General features: G+C 60.9%; 18 protein-coding genes and 4 pseudogenes. 15 read left to right on the top strand and 7 right to left on the bottom strand.

Annotated elements, in window-relative coordinates; all coding sequences use genetic code 11:
- Positions 1-161 precede the first annotated feature (161 nt).
- The 3 genes from CNE_RS31180 to CNE_RS31170 all read right to left on the bottom strand — a co-directional run bounded on the left by CNE_RS31180 (position 162) and on the right by CNE_RS31170 (position 2,418).
- Positions 162-710, bottom strand: coding sequence for a DUF1003 domain-containing protein (locus tag CNE_RS31180; protein ID WP_013958696.1), 549 nt, complete (start codon positions 708-710; stop codon positions 162-164).
- Positions 711-1,152: 442 nt separating this feature from the next.
- Entirely contained in the window at positions 1,153-1,461 is a 309-nt protein-coding gene (locus CNE_RS31175; RefSeq protein ID WP_041228980.1) for a chaperone modulator CbpM, read from the bottom strand.
- Between the two features lie 3 nt (positions 1,462-1,464).
- Entirely contained in the window at positions 1,465-2,418 is a 954-nt protein-coding gene (locus CNE_RS31170) for a DnaJ C-terminal domain-containing protein (protein ID WP_013958694.1), read from the bottom strand.
- Positions 2,419-2,579: 161 nt separating this feature from the next.
- Between CNE_RS31170 and CNE_RS31165 the strand changes: the two genes are divergently transcribed.
- The 11 genes and pseudogenes from CNE_RS31165 to CNE_RS41895 all read left to right on the top strand — a co-directional run bounded on the left by CNE_RS31165 (position 2,580) and on the right by CNE_RS41895 (position 9,688).
- Positions 2,580-3,014 (top strand): Hsp20/alpha crystallin family protein, encoded by a 435-nt coding sequence (locus CNE_RS31165; RefSeq protein WP_013958692.1) that lies wholly within the window; start codon positions 2,580-2,582, stop codon positions 3,012-3,014.
- 17 nt (positions 3,015-3,031) lie between these two features.
- Positions 3,032-3,412, top strand: coding sequence for an Hsp20/alpha crystallin family protein (locus CNE_RS31160; protein ID WP_013958691.1), 381 nt, complete (start codon positions 3,032-3,034; stop codon positions 3,410-3,412).
- Positions 3,413-3,534: 122 nt separating this feature from the next.
- Positions 3,535-3,795 (top strand): hypothetical protein, encoded by a 261-nt coding sequence (locus tag CNE_RS31155; protein WP_013958690.1) that lies wholly within the window; start codon positions 3,535-3,537, stop codon positions 3,793-3,795.
- 388 nt (positions 3,796-4,183) lie between these two features.
- Positions 4,184-5,377, top strand: a pseudogene (locus CNE_RS31150) (IS256 family transposase).
- A 120-nt stretch (positions 5,378-5,497) separates the two neighbouring features.
- Positions 5,498-5,734 (top strand): annotated as a pseudogene (locus tag CNE_RS42350) (cation-transporting P-type ATPase); the annotation flags it as partial.
- Positions 5,735-5,740: 6 nt separating this feature from the next.
- Positions 5,741-6,301, top strand: coding sequence for a DUF2252 family protein (locus tag CNE_RS42345; RefSeq protein WP_404997163.1), 561 nt, complete (start codon positions 5,741-5,743; stop codon positions 6,299-6,301).
- A 161-nt stretch (positions 6,302-6,462) separates the two neighbouring features.
- Positions 6,463-7,011: a hypothetical protein gene (locus CNE_RS38740; protein ID WP_049800694.1), complete on the top strand. Its 549-nt coding sequence runs from the start codon at positions 6,463-6,465 to the stop codon at positions 7,009-7,011.
- Between the two features lie 192 nt (positions 7,012-7,203).
- On the top strand, positions 7,204-7,638 hold the full coding sequence (locus CNE_RS31135) for a hypothetical protein (protein ID WP_041228979.1): 435 nt from the start codon (positions 7,204-7,206) through the stop codon (positions 7,636-7,638).
- 232 nt (positions 7,639-7,870) lie between these two features.
- A complete protein-coding gene (locus tag CNE_RS31130) occupies positions 7,871-8,293 on the top strand; it encodes a DoxX family protein (protein WP_013958686.1) in 423 nt (140 codons plus the stop codon).
- A 55-nt stretch (positions 8,294-8,348) separates the two neighbouring features.
- Positions 8,349-8,819, top strand: coding sequence for an alpha-amylase family protein (locus tag CNE_RS41900; protein WP_193351113.1), 471 nt, complete (start codon positions 8,349-8,351; stop codon positions 8,817-8,819).
- Positions 8,816-9,688 (top strand): alpha-amylase family protein, encoded by an 873-nt coding sequence (locus CNE_RS41895; RefSeq protein ID WP_193351111.1) that lies wholly within the window; start codon positions 8,816-8,818, stop codon positions 9,686-9,688. Before CNE_RS41900 ends, CNE_RS41895 begins: the two co-directional genes overlap by 4 nt.
- 83 nt (positions 9,689-9,771) lie before the next feature.
- On the opposite strand, the gene CNE_RS31120 is transcribed toward CNE_RS41895, so the two are convergent.
- The 3 genes from CNE_RS31120 to CNE_RS31110 form a co-directional block, all read right to left on the bottom strand.
- Positions 9,772-9,996, bottom strand: a complete 225-nt coding sequence (locus CNE_RS31120; RefSeq protein ID WP_041228978.1) for a YMGG-like glycine zipper-containing protein — start codon at positions 9,994-9,996, stop codon at positions 9,772-9,774.
- 10 nt (positions 9,997-10,006) lie between these two features.
- Positions 10,007-10,390 carry a hypothetical protein gene (locus CNE_RS31115; protein WP_013958684.1) on the bottom strand — a complete coding sequence of 128 codons (384 nt, stop codon included), beginning with the start codon at positions 10,388-10,390 and terminating at the stop codon, positions 10,007-10,009.
- 151 nt (positions 10,391-10,541) lie between these two features.
- Positions 10,542-11,135 (bottom strand): hypothetical protein, encoded by a 594-nt coding sequence (locus CNE_RS31110; RefSeq protein ID WP_013958683.1) that lies wholly within the window; start codon positions 11,133-11,135, stop codon positions 10,542-10,544.
- A gap of 993 nt (positions 11,136-12,128) precedes the next feature.
- Here CNE_RS31110 and CNE_RS31105 point away from each other — a divergent pair.
- The 3 genes from CNE_RS31105 (at position 12,129) to CNE_RS31095 (ending at position 14,731) form a co-directional block, all read left to right on the top strand.
- Complete coding sequence (locus CNE_RS31105) at positions 12,129-13,013, top strand: hypothetical protein (protein WP_041228977.1); 885 nt, start codon at positions 12,129-12,131, stop codon at positions 13,011-13,013.
- Positions 13,014-13,167: 154 nt separating this feature from the next.
- Complete coding sequence (locus tag CNE_RS31100; RefSeq protein ID WP_013958681.1) at positions 13,168-13,578, top strand: hypothetical protein; 411 nt, start codon at positions 13,168-13,170, stop codon at positions 13,576-13,578.
- Between the two features lie 304 nt (positions 13,579-13,882).
- Positions 13,883-14,731: a class I SAM-dependent methyltransferase gene (locus tag CNE_RS31095; protein WP_013958680.1), complete on the top strand. Its 849-nt coding sequence runs from the start codon at positions 13,883-13,885 to the stop codon at positions 14,729-14,731.
- A 680-nt stretch (positions 14,732-15,411) separates the two neighbouring features.
- On the opposite strand, the pseudogene CNE_RS42340 reads toward CNE_RS31095, so the two are convergent.
- Positions 15,412-15,510: pseudogene (locus tag CNE_RS42340) on the bottom strand (amino acid ABC transporter substrate-binding protein); the annotation flags it as partial.
- Here CNE_RS42340 and CNE_RS31090 point away from each other — a divergent pair.
- A pseudogene (locus CNE_RS31090) lies at positions 15,503-15,922 on the top strand (transporter substrate-binding domain-containing protein); the annotation flags it as partial. The pseudogenes CNE_RS42340 and CNE_RS31090 overlap by 8 nt on opposite strands.
- Positions 15,923-16,015 lie beyond the last annotated feature (93 nt).

Here is a 16,015-nt window from a genome sequence, read left to right as displayed (position 1 = left end):
CTCATCTTACCCGACCGCTTCGCCAACTTGACAACGCCATTAATCGGTCTCAGTACACAATAGACCCCTTTCCTGACGGATTTGCCCCCCGCTTTTGGCTCACTCCCAATACCTCATCAACACGAACGTCCACTTCAGCCTTGATGGGCAGGGTGTCGGCTTTATGGTTTTGAGTCTTTTTGCAAGAGCTTCTCGTGCAACTCGACGGTCAGCGTTTCGACACGCACAGTTAATTTTTGGGTAAGTTCGGTCAGTTCCGTATTCCGCTGCAGCAACTCCAGCAGTTGTGCCGCGTTCTGCGCGGCAATTGCCTGCCGCTGCTCGTTAGCGACAGCAAGGGCCTCCCTGTGTTGCGCGTCAGCCTCGGCGTGTGCGTTGTCTCGCGCTGCCTGTCGCGTCTGAGCTAGCAAAATGAGCGGCGCGGCATAGGCCGCTTGGAGACTGAATGCCAGATTAAGGAGAATGAATGGGTAAACGTCGAACCTGGTGAAACCGAGGGCGTTCACCCCAATCCAGATGGCGACGATTACCGTCTGTGCCCCTAAAAAAACGGGCGTCCCAAAAAAACGCGCGAAGGCTTCGGCCTTGAGCGCGAACCTGTCGTTGCCGAACGCCGGGGCAAGATGCGCGTGAGGCCGGTGGAAGCGAAAGTGATCAACGTTCGGAATGTCGAACGGAGCGGCATGGGAGCCGGAGTTCGGTATTTTCATACATTCCCCAAGTAAGTAATCGTTCGAGACCAGTCCGCAGCGACGTCTGCGGCACTATACCGAGGAAGAGACACTCAATGAACAACGGAAGCCTATCGTCAGCCCATTCCTCACCGCAGGCAACGCGGCGTGGGAACGAACAGAGTGTACGAAACACCCCCAGACGATTTCACCAATCCGTTGCATCCACCAGTTGAATCCACAGCGGTCAGCGGTCATTCACGTACCCCAAACGGGCACTCCGACTTGAAGGCTGGCTGCAACGAGGTAGTAAAAATCGCCGCGTTGAAGTACGCAAGAGAGTGGCTCTGGCGGCGGACTCTGCGGGCGCGCGAGCAGCGCCGCCCCTTGTAGCGCGCCCATCAGGGGCCAGGGGGGCACGAGTTGGCAGCAGACGGTTCGCCCAGGCTCAACGGCCCATGCTTGCGCATCCATGTAGCGCTCAGCCCCGACTGGTACAGCGCAGCCGCGCTTGCAGATCATCCATTTCTTCCAGCAGGTCGGCCACCAGAGCAGCCAGTTCCGGTATGGCGTCAAAGTCACGCTCCAACTGACGCATGCGCCGCGCCCGTCGAAGGCTGGCGCTGGAAAACCGCCAGACGCCAGCGACGCTTACCGCATGGGGAAATAAGCCCTCATTTACATGCTGCATGAGCCACTCTGACTCTACCTTGCAGGCTGCCGCCACTTGCTCCAGAGTCAGCCAAGCTTCATCCAACAGGCAGCCGATCAGAACGTCATCATCAGACATGGGTCAGGCTCTCCTATTCGGGCGCGGATTAAAAATCATTTCCCGCGCCATGGTTTCATAGAACTCCCGCGCTTTGGGGGTGTTTGCCGGCGGCAACACCACTTGGATGTCCAGCAGCAGATCGCCCGGTGGATTAGCGGGGATGCCCTTGCCGCGCACACGTAGCTCGCTGCCGCTCTGGGCGCCAGAGGGAATGCGCACCTTCAGTTCGCCCCCGGGCAAATTGATCGGCACCACCGCCCCCAGCGCCGCCTCCCATGGCGCCACCGGCAGGGTGAGGTGTAGATTGCGCCCCTTCACTTTCAGTCGGTCGTGCGGATTGAAATGCACCTCCAGAAAAAGATCCCCCGCCGGCGCGCCGCCCATCCCCGGCGCCCCCTGCCCGGCCAGACGGATGAGCTGACCTTCGCGCACGCCTTTGGGAATTTTCACACTGAGGGTCCGGCTCCTCAACTGCACCACGCCTTGGGCGTCCATGCTTGGCAAGCGCAGCGAAAGTTGGCGGGTGGCGCCGGTAAAGGCGTCTTCCAGGTCCAGCAGCACCTTGGCGTGGTGATCCACACCGCGTGACTGGAAGCTGCCACCGTGTGCATGGGAGCCGCGGTGTCTGCCCCCCACATGGCCAAACAGCTCGGCGAAGAAGTCGCTGAAATCGGCCTCTTCCTGGGGCGAGAAACCCCGACTGGAAAACTCGAAGCCGGTGTCCCAGTCCGGCGGCGGACGGAACTCCTGGCCGGGCTGATAGCCTCGCCCCAATTGATCGTACGCGGCGCGCTTGTCCGGGTCGGAGAGCACGGCGTAGGCCTCGTTGAGCTGCCTCATGCGCAGTTCGGCATCGGACTCCTTGGAAACGTCCGGATGGAACTTGCGCGCGAGCTTGCGGAACGCTTTCTTGATGTCCTCCGCCGTGGCATCGCGTGCCACCCTCAACGTCTTGTAGTAGTCATGGAACTCCATGCGTGTTCCCCTTTTCCGGTCTCGAGGGCCTGCCCTTCTTCTCGGAAGAATGATGTCGAATACCAGTCAAATCAAGACCTTGAAATCCGCAGGCGAAGCCGTACCATTGCAACCGGGGGCGTCCGAATATGGCGCCCACGCGAAAGCGAATGGAGGCAAACATGATGTATCGATCGTTGTTTCCCCGTGACATATTCTCAGAGCTGGAACGCCTACAGCGCGAGTGGCAGCAGCCATTCGAGCTGTCTCCCAGCATTCGCGGTCGGGTCAGTTTTCCGGCCATGAATGTAGGCGGCACACCCCACTCGGTGGAAATCTACGCCTTTGCCCCTGGCGTCGATCCGGCCAGCATCGACGTGCAGCTGGTGCAGAGCGTGCTGACCATTGTCGGCGAACGCAAGCCCGATCTTCCCGACAAGGACGAGCAAACCTCCGTGCATATCGATGAACGCTTCGCCGGCCGCTTCCGCCGTGTGGTGAGCCTACCAAGCGACGTGAATCCCAAGGCGGTGGAGGCCAGGTACCGCGACGGCGTGCTGCACATCAGCATCCAGCGCCTCGAGGCCGCGCAGCCGCGCCAAATCAGCATCCAGTGAGCGAGGAGGATCTGGCCATGAGCGAAAATACTGCTGTCACCAAGCAAGCCGAAACTGCCAGCCCTGAAGCAGCCCTGATGCCGCCGGTGAATGTGTACGAGGACGCCGCAGGCATTACCCTATACGCCGATCTGCCGGGTGTGCCCAAGGACAAGCTGGCCGTGCAGGTGCAAGGCGGTATCCTGACCATCAAAGGCGAAGTCGTCCTCGATCTGCCGGAGGGCATGGAAGCCAGTTACACGGAGGTTTCCCTGCCCCGTTACCGGCGCGTGTTCACGCTATCCAAGGAACTAGATGCCGAAAAGGTTGTCGCCGAGTTCAACCACGGCGTGCTCAAGCTACGCATCCCGAAAGCCGAACTCACACAACCGAGCCGCATTGAGGTCAAGGTGGCGTGATGTAAGCCGAGCGGGCAGTGGGCTTCACCCAATACTGCCCACACGTAGGAGGGCTGAAATGAAACTGGAATCGTTGAAAGTGAGTTCCGGTATTCGCCCCTTTGAACAGCGAGGGACAAACGATGCGACTGATCGAACCGGATGAACAACAGGACTTTCTTGCGACCTTGCAGCGTAATGGTCTGGCAGCAGATGATTTCGAACTCGTGGAGACGGATACGACTGACCCAAAAGGCGACGAGAACATCGGTTTACAGGGCTACGTCACGGTAACCAGACTATCGACACAAGTTACAAGGGAATACCCAATCGGCGATGAAACCGATTGGGTTCAGCATTTCAGGAAAGATCTCGAAGCCGGCATCTTCGATAAGTCGGAATGAGATCCTGCGTGCTATTGGGGCGGCGGGTGAAAGATGACTACCTGCCCGATTGGACGCCTGGAAACAGGCATATCCAGACGATGCCGGCATCTTCGATAAGTCGGAATGAGATCCTGCGTGCTATTGGGGCGGCGGGTGAAAGATGACTACCTGCCCGATTGGACGCCTGGAAACAGGCATATCCAGACGATGCGCATGTATCTGGAGGAACAGATTCTCCTGCGAGATCCCTGTGGTCGGGTTCAAACGGTTGCTGCCGGTAGTGCCGTTCAGATGGCTTCTTTGTTGCGGTGAAGGACGGCGTAGCCGGGGAGCCTGTCAGATTTCTTGTGTGTTGAGGTCATGAGACGATATCGAAAGAATCGCCCTTATGACCGAAACAACAAGCATGACCAAGAAAAGCAAGAAATCGAGCGCGCCGAAGCTGTTTCCGGATGAGTTGATCGATCAACTGCTGGCTCAGGTACAGAACAAGGACGCCGAGTCGATTCTCGGTGAATCAGGCTTGGCCGGCTTGCTCAAGAAGCAGTTGGCCGAGCGTATGCTTGCCGCCGAACTGACGCACCATCTGGCCAGCGAGGCCAAGCAAGGCAAGAGCGGCAATCACCGCAACGGCAGCAGTGCAAAGACCGTCATCACGCCCAACGGCGAGCTGGAACTGGACATTCCGCGCGACCGGCAAGCCACCTTCGAGCCGCAACTGGTCGCCAAGTACCAACGCCGGCTGTCCGGCTTCGACGACCACGTAATCAGCATGTATGCACGCGGGATGAGCGTGCGTGAGATTCAGGGCCATTTGCAGGAACTGTATGGGCTGCAGGTCTCGCCTGACCTGATTTCCACCATCACCGACGAAGTGCTGGCCGAGGTCGAACAATGGCAGCAGCGCCCGCTGGAGGCGATGTACCCCATTGTCTACTTCGACGCGCTGCGCCTGAAGATCCGCGACGAAGGCACCGTCAGGAACAAGGCGGTGTACCTCGCGCTGGGCATCCGCGCCGATGGGCGCAAGGAAGTCCTAAGAACCGCGGCCTGGAGGACATCCTGATCGCCGTGGTCGATGGCCTGCGCGGCTTCCCCCAGGCCATCGAGGCCGTCTACCCGGCCGCGCAAATCCAGAGCTGCATCGTCCACCTGATCCGCAACTCGCTCAACCTGGCGAGCTGGAAGGATCGCAAGGGCCTGGCGACCGCGCTCAAGCCGATTTACCAGGCTGCCACGGCCGATGCCGCTGCCACTGCGCTGGATGCCTTTGCCGGCAGCGACTGGGGCCGCAAATTCCCGACGGTGGCCGACATGTGGCGGCGGCAATGGGAGGCAGGTCATCCCGTTCTTCACCTATCCGCCGGAAGTGCGCAGAATCATCTACACCACTAATGCCATCGAGAGCATGCACATGCAGTTGCGCAAGATCGTCAAGAACCGGGGCCACTTCCCCAGCGACGAAGCCGCCAGCAAGCTGCTGTACCTGGCCTTGCGCAACATCGAGAAAGATTGGAAGATGCCGCCCATCACCTGGAAACAAGCGGCCAACCAGTTCGCCATTCTCTTCGGTGACCGCTTCACCAACGCCCTACGCTGAGATTTATTTAACCGACCTCAGCACACAGAATTCCTGACACCTCCGCCCCGCCGGCCGCATGTGGCGTACGCGCAGGGTGCACACGCCTGGCTCCGCGCCGAGCATCCCTTGGGAAACCTCATGCAAAATCGCTCCAGCGCGTTGCAAACGGATCGCCCCCGATCTCACGAAGAACCTTACGGTACCCGGGATGGCATCGATCCGGCGCACGTCCCACCCGGCCTGACCACCGCGCAGGCTCGTGCGCGGCTGGCGGAGGTGGGCCGCAATGTGCTGCCTCAGGCGGCCCCGAGGTCGGTTGTCGCGGTGTTTCTGCGCCAGTTCCTCAGTCCGCTTATTTACATCCTCCTGGCCGCGGCGGCGGTGTCGCTTGCATTGGGTGACCTGAAGGATGCACTGTTCATTGGGGCAGTACTGCTGATTAACAGCGTCATCGGCACCGCACAGGAGCATACGGCCGACAAGGCGACCGTGGCGCTGCGCAAGATGGAGCAGGTCCGTGCTTCTGTCCTGGAACCTTACGCAGGAAAGAGCTTGCATTCCAATCACGGCCAACGCGTCATCATTGGCCAGCGTCTCATGCAGACTGCTAGCGACGTATTCCTGGGGTGGATCCGGGGAAAAAACGGACGCGACTTCTATATACGCCAGTTGCGTGACATGAAACTATCGGCGGTCATCGAAGATTGGGATACCGGCATGCTCAGGCAATACGGCCGGATGTGCGCACACGCCCTCGCCCGAGCGCATGCCCGTTCCGGCGATGCCGCTATGATCGCTGGTTACATGGGGTCAGGACAAACCTTTGACGACGCGATCTGCGAGTTCGCGACCGAGTACTGCTCTCAGAATCGGAACGACTATCGAGCATTCCTGGCCGCCATTCGCAAAGGACGCATCGAGGCGCGAATGGACCAAGAGTAGGACCGTACTCCCCTGCTGCGCAACAGCGCGCAGGAGGAGCCGGCAGGATGTATACGGCATCAAGCTTGCGATGCATCAATGGGCCAATGCGCATACGACCTACGCTTCAGAACAGGCGGAGTTATATTGCGCGCCTTTTCTGCCAAGGCAGGAGGATTGCCATGACCGTGATGCTGCAGTCTGGAAACGAGGAAAGCCATCATCGATCACTTGCCATGCACGATAGCAAGGTTATGCGTACGGCTGCCGCTGCGTTGGTTCTTGCTACCGCGCCGCTTCTCCACGCACAGGCCCTCGCGGCGCATCCAAAGCCGCCGGAAATCCACCAATCCTCTGGCGTCCGGTATGTCTCGGGCGGGATCGGGCGCGAAGCCGTGCGGCAAATGCAGTCTATCGCCGGCCAATTCAATGTGCGGCTCAGCTTCCAGGATCCTTCGGAAGGCAGGCCCGTTTCGGGCGTCATGCTGATCCTGGCCAACGAGAAGGGCAAACGTCTGCTACGACTGGTCACGGACGGTCCCCTGGCCTATCTCAAACTCCCTCATGGCAGCTATTACCTGACGGTGATCTATCAAGGGGCCGATCATGAGCAGTGGATCACGGCCGAAGACGAACCGATGGATCTCACATTTCTCTTTAACCTGATCGATCTGGAACAATACTGGCTACAAGCAGGGACACACACGCCCCAGTATCCGACTCCGACATAAACAGGCCTCAAGGCGAAGAACACCGGCGGCCAGGCCGGCGCGTGCGGTGACAGCATAACGCATGCAAAGCCGACACCCCTTATTGCGGGCGAATGGCCGGCCATTTTGATGATGTAACCAAAATTCCGGGATCTTTCTCATCCTATAGTCGGTGCCTTGCCGAAAGTGGAGACTGCAATGGTAGGTTCAAGAATGAGCATCGCGTCGCCGGCCCGTTCCACTCCGAACGGATTGATCACCCTGCTGTTTCACCTGAGTCACGCAGCCTCTCAGGGACAGCTCGATCCCGTTCTCGTGCGTGATCTTGGCAAACGCATCTACATCGAGATTGATGCATGCAGGACAGACGAAGCCAAGAGCCAGGTCGAGTTGAAACTGCTGTCCGAGGCAATGTTCAGGTTCGAGGATACTTTGCTGGCGGCGCGAAGCCACATGCTGCTCGCGTCGATCCGGCGTTTAGGGAGCACTGAACGTCCGCATCCTGAAGCGGATCGAGGTGCCGGCCAACATGAAGGTGGCCCACCAATCCCGACCAACCGGCCGCCCAATCCTTCGCCCGTCACTGCCCGCTGCACGGATTATCTCGAGCCGCTCGCCACTCTCGATCAAGGTGATTCCCCCTTGTGATAACGCATGGATCAGCTCTCTCGCCGGGCGACGTAATCACTGCAGGGCGGAAAGAGGCTTTTGCGATTCGTCAGGAACGGTTCGGAGTATTGTTTGATATGAAACACGAGGGTGAGGTCCCTGCGCCCTTCAACTGGCTCCTGGCAGCAGCAGCATTGTGGGACGCCGATCCCTTCAACCATTTGGCTGATAAGAAACGCCTGCCGGCGTTGTTTGATTCTGGAGAATTATCATGGTCACGACCACTGTGTCGCTCGCGCCCACCCTCATTTCACGAACGTACGCTGTCGGTCGCGCCCTTCTCGGCTCTCTTTTCTTATTTTCCGGTCTCCTTAAGATTGGCAGCTTCGCGGCGTACTCTGCGTGGATTGCCAGCGCTGAACTGCCGAGCCCGGATCTGCTGCTGGTGCTAACCATCGTGATTGAAATTGGTGGCGGACTGACCGTGATATCGGGCTGGAACGCGCGGTTGGGCGCGCTGCTTCTTGCACTGTTCCTGGTGCCGACGACCATCATTTTCCACGGCTTTTGGCGCGCCGATCCCGCAGATTTCCTGAATCAGCTTAATCACATTCTGAAGAATGTCTCAATCCTGGGCGGCATGCTCGTCGTATTCGCCATTGAATCGTCACGTATGCAAGCAAGAGCCGCATAGCCGCTAGGGATGGTGTTCTGAAGTCGACATCACCGACGCCGAACTGGACCGTCTGGTGGAGATGGGTTTCGACTGGCTCTGGTTGCTGAGCGTTTGGCAGACCGGGCCTGCCGCGCAGCGCATCTCGCGCAGCAGCGCGGCGTGGCGGCATGAGTTCGAGCAAACGCTGCCCGACCTGCGCGAGGCGGATATCGCCGGCTCCGGCTTTGCGATCACGCGTTACTCCGTGCACCGCGACCTCGGCGGCGACGAAGCGCTGGCGCGCTTGCGCACGCGCGCGCGACAGCGCGGGCTGCGCCTGATGCTCGATCTCGTGCCGCCCCGGATCACGCGTGGACCGACGAGCACCCGGACTATTTCGTCCATGGCAGCGAGGAGGATCTGGAGCGTTCGCCCCGCAACTATTGCCGCGTGGCAACGAAGAACGGACCGCTGCTGCTTGCCTACGGCAGGGACCCATATTTCGACGGCTGGCCAGACACTCTGCAGCTCAACAACGGCAATCCGCACTTGCAGCAAGCGATGATTGGCGAACTGGAGCGCATCGCCGACCAGTGCAAAGGCGTGCGCTACGACATGGCCATGCTGGTATTGTCCGAGGTGTTCGAGCGCACTTGGGGCATCCGGCCCGACCTGTTCTGGCCGAAGGCGACGGGGTCAGTGCGGCGCCAGCATCCCGGCTTCCTGGTCATAGCTGAGGTCTACTGGGATATGGAATGGACGCTGCAGCAGCAGGGCTTCGACTACGCCTATGACAAGCGCTTGTACGACCGCTTGCGCGAACAGCGCGCCCGCCCCGTGCGCGAGCACCTGGGCGCGGACATGGCATATCAGAACAAGCTGGCGCGCTTTCTGGAGAATCACGACGAGCCGCGCGCGGCATCGACCTTTGCACCCAAAGTCCATGCGGCTGCCGCGGTGCTGACCTTCCTCTCGCCCGGCTTGCGCTTCTTCCACCAGGGACAGTTCGCGGGCCGGCGCACGCGTATCTCGCCGCATCTGGTCCGCGCCCCGGAGGAAGCGGTGGACGGAGTGCTCGCGCAGTTCCATGAACTGCTGCTTGCCGTGTTGCGCCAACCGCTGGTTCGCGATGGAAACTGGTCTTTACTGGAATGCGTTCCGGTCCGGGCCGACAACACTACGTCGGACAATTTCATTGCGTTCCGTTGGGTACCGGCTCCTCACGAGTGGATGTTCGTGGCCGTGAACTACTCGCCGCAGCAAAGCCAATGCTTCATGCGTGCGCCCTTTGCCGAACTGGCGGGGCGAACCGTACGACTCCAGGACCGCCTCAGCCCGGCTGTCTATGATCGACCGGGCGAAGACCTGCGCGCCCGTGGTCTTTTCCTGGACGTGCCGCCCTGGGGCTACCATGTCTTTGATGCAATGGATTGATTGACGGGGTAGTTTGCCGCAGGGACGGCATCAACCCTCCGGCGTGGTCGCCCACCAACTGGCCGCGAGGGGCCGGACGCACCTTACTGCTGCTTACCTCCCTTGATGTTGCCTGCAACACCCCCGGCGACGGCCCCTATTGCGGCACCAGTCCACCCGCTTCCTCCCGCGATGGCGGCAATGCCTGCACCGGCTAATGCACCCACGCCCGCGCCGGTCACCGTCCCTTGTTGTTGCGGCGTCATGTTCGTGCAGCCGACAACGCCGGCGAGGACGAGCGCCATGCCAATTCCTTCGAGTCGTTTCATTGTGTGTCCTCTACTTGTTGCTCTGCAGCCCCGGCACGACCATTTCGAACCATATCGTTTCGATGACCGGCCGCTGCAGGCGATCCGAATGCGCGGCGTACCAGCGGTCAAGTCCTTCGCGCACCGTGTCGAGCGTCTGGCCCTTCAACCCTTTCGCAAGACGCGGAATGACGCTTTGCGAATCGGCTGGAGGTTTGCCTGCATGAAAGGCGATATCAACCTGGGCAAGATTGGCGATGCCGACGAGGTAGGCCTTTTTCGTCTGTTCCGATGACTCGGTCCACTGCTTGCCGGTAATAAGCGGGATTTCTTCCGCGCGGAGAGTACCCGATACCACCGCCAGCGTCACGCATCCCACGGCCATCGCCGCGCGCAGTCTCAGTTTCATCAACATCGCGTTCTCCTCGGGACCCTGTACTGCAATGGTCCCATATAGCGGGCTGGACCCTGCGATACCCCAAAGCGCGCTTGCGCAGGTTCCAGGCCGAGGTGACAAGATAGCGCGTCCAACCGGCCAGCCCCGTCGACGCTCTCAATCCGCAAGCTCATTTCTTCGACGCGGGCTCGACCGACACCACCACCGCTTCGGTATAAACCGCCTGAACCTGGTCTCCCTTCTTGATGTTCTTCAACTGGTCTGGATCCTTAACATTCAGGTCGACCGTATTGCCTTTTGGTCCGCGCAGCGTCACGAGTTGCCTTCTCGTGTCCACTGCGACGACGCTCGCAACGAGCGTCACCTCGCGGGTTGCGCTCCCGCCCGGCTTCGCGCCGAGAGGAGTGCGATCCGCCGACTCGCGCTCAGTTTGTCCGGCAACGCTGCCACCACCTTTCTTGAGATCCAGCGACAGCGCCTGCTTGTATTCGGCGACAACCTTGTCGCCTACCTTGAGTTGATCGAAGTTTCGTACTTCTTCGCCCGCCACGAGATTGGATACCCCTTTCGATCCCTTCAATGTGATGATCCTCGTCGCCGGATCGATGCCCACTACGGTTGTCGTCTCTTTGACGGTTTGGGAGAAAGCGGCCTTACCAGGCGCAGTCATCGACTGGCCCGTGGTTTCCTGCGCCGATGCGATCACTGGCTGCGTGAGCAAGGCAAGCGTGGCGAGGGTGGAAAGTATCCTCCTCATCCTCATTTTGTTCTCCTTTGAATAACCGGCCTCGAGTTCTACCGCCTTCGCCACACGTGAGTCATGTGGCAATGCGCTTAAGGCGGCGAACGCTTCAAGTCCGTACGATGGCCCTGGCACATCGAGACAAGAAGCGATCTCATTGAGGTCGCACCGAATTCCAGGCCATGGGATGGATTTTCCTCCACGTTTAACTATAGGAGCCAGTCAGCGCGCCGAGCCAATAAATCGCAAGGAGATAAACACGCGGCCCCGAACCATTGATATGACGGCGACGGTACGCGACATCCCGATGCCGGAGAAGCGCCGTGCGTAGTACGTTTCGCTCGCCTGCCAGGCCGATTGAGCCCGCGCGGTGATAGCGTGGCCCCCACTGCGTCGTGAAACTCTGAATCCACCGCGCGTCGGGGCATCACTTACTGTTCGCGCCATACAAAGGAGGACGCCTTAAACGGCTGCGCAGCGGGAAATCCCGCCTGATCAACTGGCGGAAGCCCGGTAATCGCCATGTTCTGGACTCAAGGCATCGATGGCCAGGCGCGGAATGGTTGACGGGCGCGCAGGGGCTGTCGCGGAAGGCAGGCGGCGCCCACCGTGGCTGGGCGTTGCCGCGGTGCGCACGGAGGTTTTCGTTAGAACGCGTCCCGGCTGTTCCATACCGTTGCTGGATTCCTGTTCATGCTGGCAGCCTTTGCCTTACAAGGTGTCCAGGGCGCTGAACCGCAAGCGCCGGCAGACGCCTCAGCACCGGCCTCTGCCTCACCAGCACGTCAGTTCAACCTGAAACTGCGCCTTCAGCGCTGATGGCGCTGGTGTCTGCGACCGCGGCCGTGCGCCACACAAGTCGCGGGCAGACCCCGCATGTCTGACACGCGTCTGACCTGGCATGTTGGCATGCGTGCTGCCCTATCCGTCGCTCTGGCATACGGTATTGCGCGCGTGCGCGCTCAATGTCTTCATCCACACGACTTGCCGCCCCCTGGGGCGCGTCCCCCCACGATGGTGGCGTTGCTCGAGCGCACCGGTGGCGCGGATGTCGCAGCGTTCGCACGCTTGCTCGGCGAGACGCCGGAAGTATTTCAGTGGTCGACGCTCGGCGCGCTGCAGTCTTGGCTGAGCGCGGCGCTGGTCGTGCCGCAGCCGCGCCTCTGCTTCGCCTCTCTCGCTGCCGGCTACCACACGGCGCATTTTTCCGTCGCGTTGCTCGACGCGTGCCCGATCCACGGGACGCCGCTCGTTAACCGCTGTCACTGCGGCGCGCCGTTTCACGCGACGTTGCACTCCCTGGAAGACTACGCAGCGGCCGGCAGCTGCCGCTGTGGTCGGTTGCACTTTATTGCGCACGAAACCTGCCGTCGGCCGACGCTAGCGCCGGAGACAACCCATGCGCTCGATCCGGTCGCCGCCTGGCTGGACGCCATGTCGAGGCTCATCCGCTCCGCGCGGCTGGACGAAGCCTTGTGCCAACACGCTCCCGGCGGCCTGGAGTGGGTGATCACCGCCGCGCAAGCGCTGGGCCTCGCCTATCCCGCGTGCTTGCGGCCGATCCGTCTTGTACCGCTCCCAATCGGCACGGTGTGGTACACCCCCCGCCCACGGCAAACGCCATCTCGAGCTCATGCGCCACCACCACCGGGCAAACGCGAGCAGGGGAAGCCGTCGTATTGGCAGCCGACGCCCGCCACAACGCTGTATCGGGCGCTCGCCCGCCACGTGCGACGACACCTGGCGCCCGGCGGCGCGAGATGGATGGCTCGGTTCATCGCCTCGTGCGATCCGTTCGCGATCGGCACGTGGATCGGCGGCAGTCCCCGCGCGCGGCAGGCGTTCATCGACATGCTGTGGGGACGTGCGGCCGAACCTGGCATTGAACAACGGCGTTGACCTGATCGCTCGCCGCCGGCAGGGACCGCGGGTCAGCTTGCTGAACCCGTGCGAGCCGATTGTCAGATGCGCGGCGCGGACCATGCCGATGCCGCGGCGCGACACTGGCTCGCCTGCCATGCGGCGCGCGTGAGTCTGGGCACGCTCTGGCGCGATGCGCAAGCGCGCGACCGTGGCCGTACGCTCGGGCGTCACCGCGTGGGCAGACGCGGCGCCCAGCACATCGTGGCGTGACAGCGCCTGGCTGGCGCGCATCACGCCCCGCGGACTCGGCTTCGCGGCGCCGATCCTTGCAGACTGGACGGCGTCCGCGCATGCGAACAAGGCGATGCGGCAGGTGGCAAACGCCGCGCGCCGACAGGCGCGCCGGGACACGATGTGGGCGGCCAGCCGGGGCGCGTGCCCGACCTGGTCGGTAGCGACCGGTTGGGAGGTGATCGAGGCGATCGCGCCGGCCGATTGCGATGTGCAACGTCGCCGCGTGCTGGCCCTGCAGGACGGGCGTCCGTGGTGCTGGCTCTATCGCGCGTCCGATGCAGGAAGGGTTCTGGCAGGAGGCTCATGACCTGACCGAGGTGGCCCTGCTACCAGCGGGCACGCGCCCTGCCCGATGTTGCCGGGCGCTGATCTGCCCTTCTCTTTTTGGCCCGCGCGACCCATCATGCGGTCAGGTCCGCGTCGGGTTGCGACGAGCTAAATATGGCGATTCAGCCACCCTGGCGAGGGGTTACAACTTTAGTTGAAATATTGACACAACCTTAGTTGTGCGTGCGGCCGCCAACTTACGGGCGCTGCATGACGGGGCCCACACGAATCGCATGCGCAATACAATGCTCCCGTATAGGCGCGGGTCCTGAGGGAGTCTCCAGATGGCCGACAGCAGAGTGAAATCCAATCTTCGCAATACGTGGGAGTCGGCAGCACCCGGCTGGTCGAAGTGGGAGCACGTGTTCGCCACCAATCTTTCGTGCGCCACGGACACGCTCATCGATATGGCCGGTATCCGGCCGGGCATGCGCGTTCTCGATCTGGCCTGCGGTGCCGGCAGCCAGAGCATCCAGGCAGCGATGCGAGTGGGCGCCGGCGGCGAAGTGGTCGCCAGTGATATATCGGGCACCATGCTGGAGCATGTCCGCCGAAATGCCGCTCGTGCCGGTCTTCAGAATATCCAAACGCTGGAATGCGCGGCAGACGAATTGGACGAGACACTCGCCCCGTTCGACGCGGCGATGTGCCGATTGGGATTGATGCTTTTCCCGTCACCGAGTGAGGCATTGGAAGCTGTCCGACGCGCACTCAAGCCTGGCGCGCGTTTCGCGGCACTGGTCTTCACGACGCCGGCCAACAATCCCTTTATGGCCCAGCCGATGGCGATCCTTCTGCGCCACGCGGGCAAGTCCCCTCCCGCGCCCGGACAACCTGGAATCTTCGCACTGGGAGGCGATGGCGTCTTGGAACGCCTGATGAACGACAGCGGTCTTAGCGATGTGAAAACACAGCACGTTCGAGCGCAGCTCGTCTTGCCCAGCGCGTTCGATGCTCTGCAACTGATGCAGGAAGCCGCCGGGGCATACCGGGCTGTGATAGCGGACCTCGACGTCGCGGCGAAATTGAGTGCCTGGAACGATGTTTATGAATGCCTAAAGCAGTTCGACGTCGGTGAAGGCTTCAAGGCCGAGCTTGAACTCATCATCGGGTCGGGCGCCAGACCAAGATAGTTTTCGCCCGTTGGAGACTGAAGGTCGCCTACGGGTCCAAATCGCGTCGCCTCATGCTCGAAACTGTACGACAGGAACGGGCACAAGAGTCCACCGCTCGCGACTGACCGAAATCGCTTGCCGGCCCGATACGAACGTTCATGGTTAGTCGGCGTACGTCCGAATTGCGCTGCGGATTCAACAGGCCGATGCAGATCGGGAGAAAGCTTGAGTCCTGTCCGCGCGACCAAGTTTGCAGGTGTGAGCGAATGACGGCTCAACAACTATGGACGGCCGTACCAGACACGAAGACTTGATTGACGGCGAAGGGTCGGCAAGAGACGACCGGGCTGCGACCGAAGCACGCCCTGCCCCGCTTGATTAGAGCGATCGAAACTGCGGCGGAGACCGTGGGCCGGTCGCGCGACATAATCGCTAATAATGTTCCAGGAAGTGGAGGCATCGATAGGACGTTCATCTTGGGAAGATTCAGAGCGTGCTCTTGAGCAACGCCTTCAGTTGCGAAACGTAGGCTGGTGCCCACGTCTCAGCTGATGCAATCGCCTGAATCAGCGCACGGTATTCTCCATATCGACGATTGCGGTTGAGTGCCGCGACGCCTGGCTGCAGTGCCGGTATGCCAGCGTGATGTCATATCGCGACGCTGGAGGCAGAATGCGGCGGCAATACCTAACGCCAACCGTGCTGCCAGCTGTGCTGGCTACCGCCTTCCTCCCTAGGTCAGCGTAGCCCTTGATGCCAGAATCGCGCTTGGTCAGCAGGCGAGTTCCGAACGAGAAGGTATTGAGAAAGTACAGCGCCGATAACAACATCGATATCAAGATAGTCTCCGGCAAAGACTATGCAGACGCCCTGCAGCTCGTTGAAAGCGAGCGCGCGTCCGCACTGGTCTTGGATGACGTTCTGCTGTTCGGCTTGCGCGCCAATTCGAGGAACCCATCTTCGCTTGTGATTGTGGGTGATCCGCTTCAGGTGGAACCGTATGCCAGTATGGTTCGTAAGGACGACGCGGAGTTCAAGAAGCTGGTGGATGGAACCATAACGCGACTGATAAGATCGGGGGAATTTACACGACTCTATAAGAAATGGTTTGAATCGCCGATCCCACCCACCGGCGTGAACCTCAATATGCCAATGAGCGAGCCATTGCGGGCTAACCTCAAGTCACGTAGCGACAAGCCGGCGCAGTGATACTGCTGCATTGATCACATCGGCGGAATGTGCAGGCGGCACACAAGGATCCCGCTGGGGCAGGTTCAAGACTCTTGCCAACCGAGTTAATCA

It is taken from the genome of Cupriavidus necator N-1 (assembly GCF_000219215.1).
GTDB classification, from domain to species: domain Bacteria; phylum Pseudomonadota; class Gammaproteobacteria; order Burkholderiales; family Burkholderiaceae; genus Cupriavidus; species Cupriavidus necator.
The sequence above is the reverse complement of the archived record's forward strand: the minus strand, read 5'-3'. Positions and strand labels throughout refer to the sequence as shown.